The organism is Nocardioides turkmenicus (assembly GCF_011045035.1).
Lineage (GTDB): Bacteria > Actinomycetota > Actinomycetes > Propionibacteriales > Nocardioidaceae > Nocardioides > Nocardioides turkmenicus.
Map to the genome: position 1 here is coordinate 292,696 of NZ_JAALAA010000004.1, position 6,677 is coordinate 299,372.

The 6,677-nt window shown below is 71.2% G+C and carries 6 protein-coding genes and 1 tRNA gene; 3 read left to right on the forward strand and 4 right to left on the reverse strand.

The annotated features are described in order from the left end of the window. Positions 1–93 precede the first annotated feature (93 nt). The 3 genes from G5C66_RS06805 to G5C66_RS06815 all read left to right on the forward strand — a co-directional run bounded on the left by G5C66_RS06805 (position 94) and on the right by G5C66_RS06815 (position 2,663). Positions 94–819 (forward strand): TetR/AcrR family transcriptional regulator, encoded by a 726-nt coding sequence (locus G5C66_RS06805; RefSeq protein WP_165110205.1) that lies wholly within the window; start codon positions 94–96, stop codon positions 817–819. Between the two features lie 162 nt (positions 820–981). Next, a complete protein-coding gene (locus G5C66_RS06810) occupies positions 982–2,535 on the forward strand; it encodes a sodium-dependent transporter (RefSeq protein ID WP_165110206.1) in 1,554 nt (517 codons plus the stop codon). After that, positions 2,532–2,663, forward strand: coding sequence for a methionine/alanine import family NSS transporter small subunit (locus G5C66_RS06815; RefSeq protein WP_165110207.1), 132 nt, complete (start codon positions 2,532–2,534; stop codon positions 2,661–2,663). Before G5C66_RS06810 ends, G5C66_RS06815 begins: the two co-directional genes overlap by 4 nt. 87 nt (positions 2,664–2,750) lie before the next feature. On the opposite strand, the gene G5C66_RS06820 is transcribed toward G5C66_RS06815, so the two are convergent. From G5C66_RS06820 to G5C66_RS06835, 4 genes are all read right to left on the reverse strand, one after another. Further along, on the reverse strand, positions 2,751–3,197 hold the full coding sequence (locus G5C66_RS06820) for a cupin domain-containing protein (protein ID WP_165110208.1): 447 nt from the start codon (positions 3,195–3,197) through the stop codon (positions 2,751–2,753). Positions 3,198–3,263: 66 nt separating this feature from the next. Next, positions 3,264–5,816: a helix-turn-helix transcriptional regulator gene (locus G5C66_RS06825; RefSeq protein ID WP_165110209.1), complete on the reverse strand. Its 2,553-nt coding sequence runs from the start codon at positions 5,814–5,816 to the stop codon at positions 3,264–3,266. Between the two features lie 54 nt (positions 5,817–5,870). Then, on the reverse strand, positions 5,871–6,242 hold the full coding sequence (locus G5C66_RS06830; RefSeq protein ID WP_165110210.1) for a DoxX family protein: 372 nt from the start codon (positions 6,240–6,242) through the stop codon (positions 5,871–5,873). Between the two features lie 137 nt (positions 6,243–6,379). Continuing rightward, a tRNA-Leu gene (locus tag G5C66_RS06835) sits at positions 6,380–6,466 on the reverse strand. Between the last annotated feature and the right edge of the window lie 211 nt (positions 6,467–6,677).

Genomic DNA, 6,677 nt, shown 5'->3' on the forward strand with positions numbered 1-6,677 from the left:
GGGAATGGTCTCCTAATGATCCGGACTGTTGTCTCCGGTATAGGAATCGGGGAGTGGTCCCCGGTATTCCCGGCGTCGACGTAGGCTGACGCCATGGGGTGCCCGAGCGATCGCGACGACCGTCCGGAACGAGCTGCGAGCCAGACGCGCCTCCGACGGCCGGGCCGGGCCGAGCGGCGCGACAGCATCCGCAACCGGGAGCGGATCATCGCGGCGGCTCAGGCCGTCTTCCAGCGCGACGGCATCCACGCGCCCCTCGACCACATCGCGAGCGAGGCAGGCGTCGGCTCCGGCACGCTCTACCGGCACTTCCCCGACCGGGTCGAGCTCTGGAAGTCCGTCCTCACCGAGCCGCTGCAGGCCCACCTCGCCGCCGCCCAGGCGGCGTTGTCGGCCGAGGACCCGTGGGACGGACTCGTCGCCTACCTCACCTCGAGCTGCGAGCTGGAGGCCTCCGCCTCCGGGTATGTGAACCTGATGTCCACCCACTTCGAGGGCGGCTCCGAGCTCGCGGTGCTGCGTACGGAGATCCAGCAGGCCATCGAGTCCGTGGTGCACCGCGCCGTCGACGCGGGAGCCGTCCGCGCCGACCTGGCCCCCGAGGACCTACTCTTCGTCGTCCTCTCCACCAGCAAGGTGATCGAGGTGACCGGGGCCGCCGCCCCCGAGGCCTGGCGGCGCAACCTGGCCTTCTACCTCGACGCGTTCCGCCCCGACGCGGCCCACCCCATCGACGTCCCGCCGCTCACCCCGCGCCAGATCATGCTCAGCCTCCTGGTGCCGAGCGTACGGTCACGGCGACGCAGCCGGACGACCTGAGACGCGGCGCAGTCGGGGTTTCGAGAGCACCCGGGGACTGCCGAACGAGCCCCGACGTGGACCGCTGCCAGCCGAATGCCTATGGTGTGATCGGCGTCACAAGCGTCGCCAGCGGTAGTTTGGCGCCACAAGCGCCACGCGCATCAGAACAAGGAGGCGGATATGAGCACGACACCTGAGGGCGTGCAAGACGGTGCGGCAGCAAAACGCGGGGCATTCTCCTCGCGGCAGGTCTTCATCTTCGCGGCGATCGGATCCGCCGTGGGACTGGGCAACATCTGGCGGTTCCCCTACGTCGCCTACGAGAACGGTGGTGGCGCCTTCGTCATCCCCTACATCGTCGCGCTGCTGACGGCAGGAATTCCGTTCCTCTTCCTCGACTACGCGCTGGGCCACCGCTTCCGCGGTTCGGCACCGCTCTCCTTCGCGCGGCTCCGCCGGGGCACCGAGGGGCTGGGCTGGTGGCAGGTCGGCATCTGCTTCATGATCGCCGTCTACTACGCGGCGGTGATGGCATGGGCGGTGCGCTACACGATCTTCAGCGTCAACGAGGCCTGGGGCGACGACCCGGAGGGGTTCTTCTTCGGTGAGTTCCTCAAGGCGGGCGACCCGGGCGTGGACGCCACCCCGGTGTGGGGGGTGCTGATCCCGCTGCTCCTGGTGTGGGCCGCGATCCTGATCGTGATGCTGCTCGGCGTGCAGAAGGGCATCGGCGCGACCTCGGTCATCTTCATCCCGGTCCTGGTGATCGCCTTCGGCATCCTGGTGGTCCGCTCGCTCTTCCTGCCGGGCGCGGCGGAGGGCCTCGACGCCCTCTTCACGCCCAACTGGGGAGCGCTGACCGACGCGACGGTCTGGGCTGCGGCGTACGGCCAGATCTTCTTCTCGCTGTCGATCGGCTTCGGCATCATGATCACCTACGCCTCCTACGTCCACAAGCACACCGACATGCCGGGCTCGGGGCTGGTCGTCGGTTTCGCCAACTCGAGCTTCGAGCTGCTCGCGGGCATCGGCGTCTTCGCGGCTCTCGGCTTCATGGCGCAGGCCAGCGGGGTCGCTGTCGGCGAGGTCGCCACCTCGGGCGTCGGCCTGGCGTTCGTCGCCTTCCCGGCGATCATCAGCGAAGCGCCGGCAGGCGCGCTGATCGGCGTGCTCTTCTTCGCCTCGCTCGTGATCGCGGGCTTCACCTCGCTGGTGTCCGTCATCGAGGTCGTGATCTCCGGCGTACGTGACAAGTTCGAGATGACCCGCAAGGGCGCCACCATCGCGGTCACCGTGCCGATGGCCGTGATCAGCCTGGTGTTCTTCTCCACCACGAGCGGTCTCTACGTGCTCGACATCCTCGACCACTTCATCAACCAGTTCGGCATCCTGCTCGTCGCCGTGATCTCGATGCTGGTCCTGAGCTGGGGCCTGCGGGTGCTGCCGACCTTCAGCGACCACCTGTCCGACGGCAGCTCGATCGTCGTCGGCGCCTGGTGGCGGGTCCTGATCAGCATCGTGGCCCCGATCGGCCTGGTGCTCGTCCTCGGGCTCGCGTTCTGGGAGGACGTGAAGACCCCCTACGGCGGATACCCGGCCTGGATGCTCGGCGTCTTCGGCTGGGGCGCGGCTGCGGCCGTGATCGTCTTCGGCTTCCTGGCCGCTCAGTCCAAGTGGCGAGACCCCGAAGCCCTGTCCAACGTTCACTTCAACGAGAAGGGAGCACGGTCATGAGTGGCAGCGCCATCGTCATGATGCTCGTCGCGATGCTGATCATCTGGGGAGGCCTGGCCGTCGCCGTGGTCAACCTGCGACGCAGCCCCGACCTTCCGCACACCGACGAGGTCAAGCGCGACCTCTGACAGGTCTTCACCGACCTGACCAGGGCCTGTTCCGGACCACGGCGTGACGCCGGCGTCCGGGGCAGGCCCTTCGTGGTTCCACGTGAATCATCCGCCCGCGAGCCCGACGCCGTGGCGCTCGGTGACGGAGAGGATCGCGGCCAGCGAGTCGGCGGCCGGAAGGTCCGCGCGGACGGAGCTGGAGAAGTCGGCGAAGAAACGTCGGGCACGGTCTCCGGTCACGATCGCGAGGAAGCGGGCCGAGTCGCCGATGACCTCGAAGGTCGCCGGAGTGCCGGTGGGGAAGACGACCAGCCCGCCGGGCTCGACGTCGTAGGGCTTGCCGTCGACGTACGCCGTGACCCGGCCCTCGAGCAGGTACAGCACCCCGCTCCACGGTGAGACGTGCGGGGGCGCCATCGGCGCGGCCGGGGCGATCACCTCGAAGACCTCGAAGGCCCCGAGGTCGTCCTTGACGGCGGCCTTCGCGACATGGTCGCCATCGATCATCGGATAGTGCTGGCCCTCGTCGGGCCGTACGTAGGTGGTGCTCATGGCTCCTCCTTGGGTTGGGTGCTTCTGAGCATCAGCCGCCGGAGCCAGCGGGGCGCGAGTAGTGCGCTACTCGACTCCGAGGACGTCGGCGAGCGCGGTCCGCTCGGAGACGCCGAGCTTGTGACCGGCGCGGTAGAGATGGCCCTCGACGGTCCGCACCGACAACGTCAGCCGGGCCGCGATCTCCTTGTTCGTCAGCCCCCGGGCCGCCAGGGCGGCGATCTCGCGCTCGCGGACGGTCAGCGGCAGCGGCCGGGCCGCGACCGCCAGCGCAGGGGTGCGAGCGCCCGATCTCTCGGCCAGCTTCTCGGCGGTCGACGCCGCGGTCAGCGCCGACCCCTGCCGCCCTGCGCGGCGATGCACGTCGGCGGCCTGCGCCGCCGCATCGCCCGCGGCGACGAGATCACCGAGCGCGACCCAGGCGTTCGCCGCCCGGAGCAGCGCGTCACCGTCCTCGGCGGCCCACGCCTTGGCATGGGCCAGCGCTGCCTCTGCCCGTCGGCCCAAGCCCGCCAGCGAGGTCAGCCGTCGCGTCGCCGCCGCGGTCGCACCGCCGAGCTGGACCGCGGTCTGCCAGGCCAGGACCTCGTACGCCGGAGAGCCGGCCGCGCGCGCAAGATCCGCCGCCTCGGCCGCACGGCCGATCGCCTCCGTCGTCGCGCCCTCCGCCGCCGCACCCCAGGCCAGCGCGAGGAGGTCGTCCGGCAGGTAGAGCCGGTACGCCGGATGGTGCCCGGCCGCCACGCCCGCCAGGAGCGGGGCGGCCTCCGCTGATCGACCGGCCTGGGCGAGGGCGGTGGCCAGCAACGTACGGCAGCGGTAGCCGAACTCGTGGCCCGATCCCTCGAACCCGGCCCATGCCTCCCGCAGTGCGACCAGGGCGTCGTCGACCCGTCCACAGGCGAGGGCCGCGTGACCTGCGACGACGAGACCCATCAGCCGCGCCGGCCCGGGGAGGTCGGCGGAGGCTGCCCGCATCCGCCCGGCCAGCTCCGCACCCCGGTCCGGGGTGCCGGCCAGGCGGTGCCCGAGCACCTGGAAGTCGGCGAGCCCGAAGCCGGGGATGACGGTGGGCACCCGCTCGGCGGTGAGGCCGCCCGCGACGGCGGCCTCGTCGAGAACCTCGCGCTCGCCGGTGACGGCGGCGGCCGCCGAGGCAGAGGTGGCGACCAGGATGGCGGCCAGATCGTCGGGGAGGTCGCTCCGCAGCAGCTCGGGAGCGCGAGCGAGCACGGTCGAGGTCTCGCCGTCGACGATGTCCAGGACGAGTGACATGGCGGCGGTGTGGGCCGGAGCGGCGCCGGTGTCCTCGGCCGCGGCCAGCGCCCGGCGCGCCTCGTCGGGCCGAGCCATCGTGAAGAGCAGGTTGCCGGCGCGATGCAGCTGCACCAGCGCGAGGGTCCCCGGGTCCGGCGCACCGTCCACGATGTCCACGTGGATCGCCTCGGCCTCCTCCCCGCGGCTGAGCCAGGAGAGCGCGGCGGCATGCACCACCCGGGCGGCGAGGTCGCCGGTGTCGGCGGCGGCGCGAGCCAGGCGCTCGGCCAGCGGCAGGTCGTACATCCGGGTCGCCGCCTCAGCAGCCCGCAGGAACAGCGCCGGATCCGGCGGCAGGTCGGAGTCGAGGGTGAGCACGGCACGGGGGATCGGGTCGGGCCCTGGGTCGAGGGTCTGCGCCACCAGTCCGCGGAGCCGACGGGCCCGCAGCGTGCCCATCGCGGCGCGGCGTACCTCGCCGTAGAGGGGGTGCGCCAGCCGCGCGACCACCCCGTCCGTACGCACCAGCCCGCGCGTCTCCGCCTCCTCGAGGTCCTCCGCCGAGGTCAGCGCGGACAGCGTCGGGACCGCGACCGGCTCGGCCAGGGCGACCATGTCGACGACGTCGCGCACCCCCGCCGCGAGGTCCCCGATCTCGCGATCCAGGAGGCCGGCGAGCTCGGGCGAGATCGCCGGCTCGCTGGTCCAGCGCCAGATCCCGGACGCCGCGGTGAACCGCCCCGCCGACACCTCGCCGCCCAGCAGGTGCCGCAGGAACAGCGGACTGCCCTCGGTCATCGTCCACAGCCGGTGCGCGGAGGCCGTGTCCACCGGTCCGCCGAGCACCCGGGCGATCAGCTGTGTGCTCTCCTCGGCGTCCAGTGGCGCCAGGTCCAGGCGCGGGAGGTGGTCGTCCTTCCACAGCGAGGTCACGATGTCCGGCGCCGGTTCCCCGGTACGCAGCGTGATCAGCACCGGCGCCAGCCGCCGCGCCACCACCCGGTGCACCACGATCGCCGAGTGCTCGTCGAGCAGGTGGGCGTCGTCGACGGCCAGCACGAGCGGCAGCTGCCGGGCGAGCTGGTCCAGCGCCCGCCCGATCGTCTCGGCCGCCTCGCCGGGCGGGACGTCGAGCAGCCCGGCGAACGCACCCAGCGGGAACGGTCGGGCGGCCGAGCTGCCCTGGGCGAAGACCACGCTCTCCCCATGACGTACGCAGCCCGCCAGCGCCTCGCGGGCAAGCCGGGTCTTTCCCACCCCTGCCGGACCCGCAACGATGACGCCCGCCGCACCGGGCCGGATGGCCGCCGCCACCCTGCGCAGCTCCTCGTCCCGCCCGGTCAGCGGCCACGGCCGCTCCATCTCGTCAGGCTAGCCACTCGGTCCCGCGAGCGCATCACTCAAAGTGGGCTCGACTCAGAACGGCTCGATCCCGAAGCGCCCCCAGGCGACGAAGACCATCGCCGCCAGGAAGAGCAGGTCGCCGAGCAGCTCCTTGTACTCACCGCGTCGGAACCGCTCGGTGATCGCTCCGGCCATGTAGAGCGCCATGCACGAGGCCGCGATCGGCACCAGGATCGGCAGCACGTTCGCCAGCCCCGGCAGAACCAGCCCGACGCCTCCCAGGATCTCCAGGACGCCCATGAACCTCACGTTGCCGGGCGTGAAGTCCGCCGGCCAGCCCAGCTTCGCCGCGTACTTCTCGTAGGGCATCGTCAGCTTGACGATCCCGCCGGCGACGTAGGCGACGCCGAAGAGGCCGGCGACGATCCAGAGCGCGATGTTCATGTTCTCTCCCGATGTTCAGATGATCTCGATGTTCATCCCCTCAGACGGGAACACCGCATCGTTCTGTGACATCGCCGGACGCCTCGGCATCATCCGAAAACATCGAAGGCCCCGGTCATCGACCGGGGCCTTCGTGGTGGTGCGCGAGGGGGGAGTTGAACCCCCACGTCCTTTCGGACACACGGACCTGAACCGTGCGCGTCTGCCTATTCCGCCACTCGCGCGTGCAGCAGAGGAAACGTTAGCCCACGCGCGCCCGCCGACCCAAAACGACGGCACCCCGCCCTCCTTGACGCTGGTCCTCACCGGATCGTGGGAGGATCGAAACCACGCAGAATGCGGGAAGTGGCAGATCCCCTGGGGTACACCGATACGATCGGGCCGAATCCGGGGGGACCACTATGCCCGTACGCGACTGACCACCCAACCCGACCC

Coding starts and splice junctions, on each gene's coding strand:
- G5C66_RS06805 (WP_165110205.1), top strand. CDS start 94: ATGGGGTGCCCGAGCGATCGCGACGACCGTCCGGAACGAGCTGCGAGC.
- G5C66_RS06810 (WP_165110206.1), top strand. CDS start 982: ATGAGCACGACACCTGAGGGCGTGCAAGACGGTGCGGCAGCAAAACGC.
- G5C66_RS06815 (WP_165110207.1), top strand. CDS start 2,532: ATGAGTGGCAGCGCCATCGTCATGATGCTCGTCGCGATGCTGATCATC.
- G5C66_RS06820 (WP_165110208.1), bottom strand. CDS start 3,197: ATGAGCACCACCTACGTACGGCCCGACGAGGGCCAGCACTATCCGATG.
- G5C66_RS06825 (WP_165110209.1), bottom strand. CDS start 5,816: ATGGAGCGGCCGTGGCCGCTGACCGGGCGGGACGAGGAGCTGCGCAGG.
- G5C66_RS06830 (WP_165110210.1), bottom strand. CDS start 6,242: ATGAACATCGCGCTCTGGATCGTCGCCGGCCTCTTCGGCGTCGCCTAC.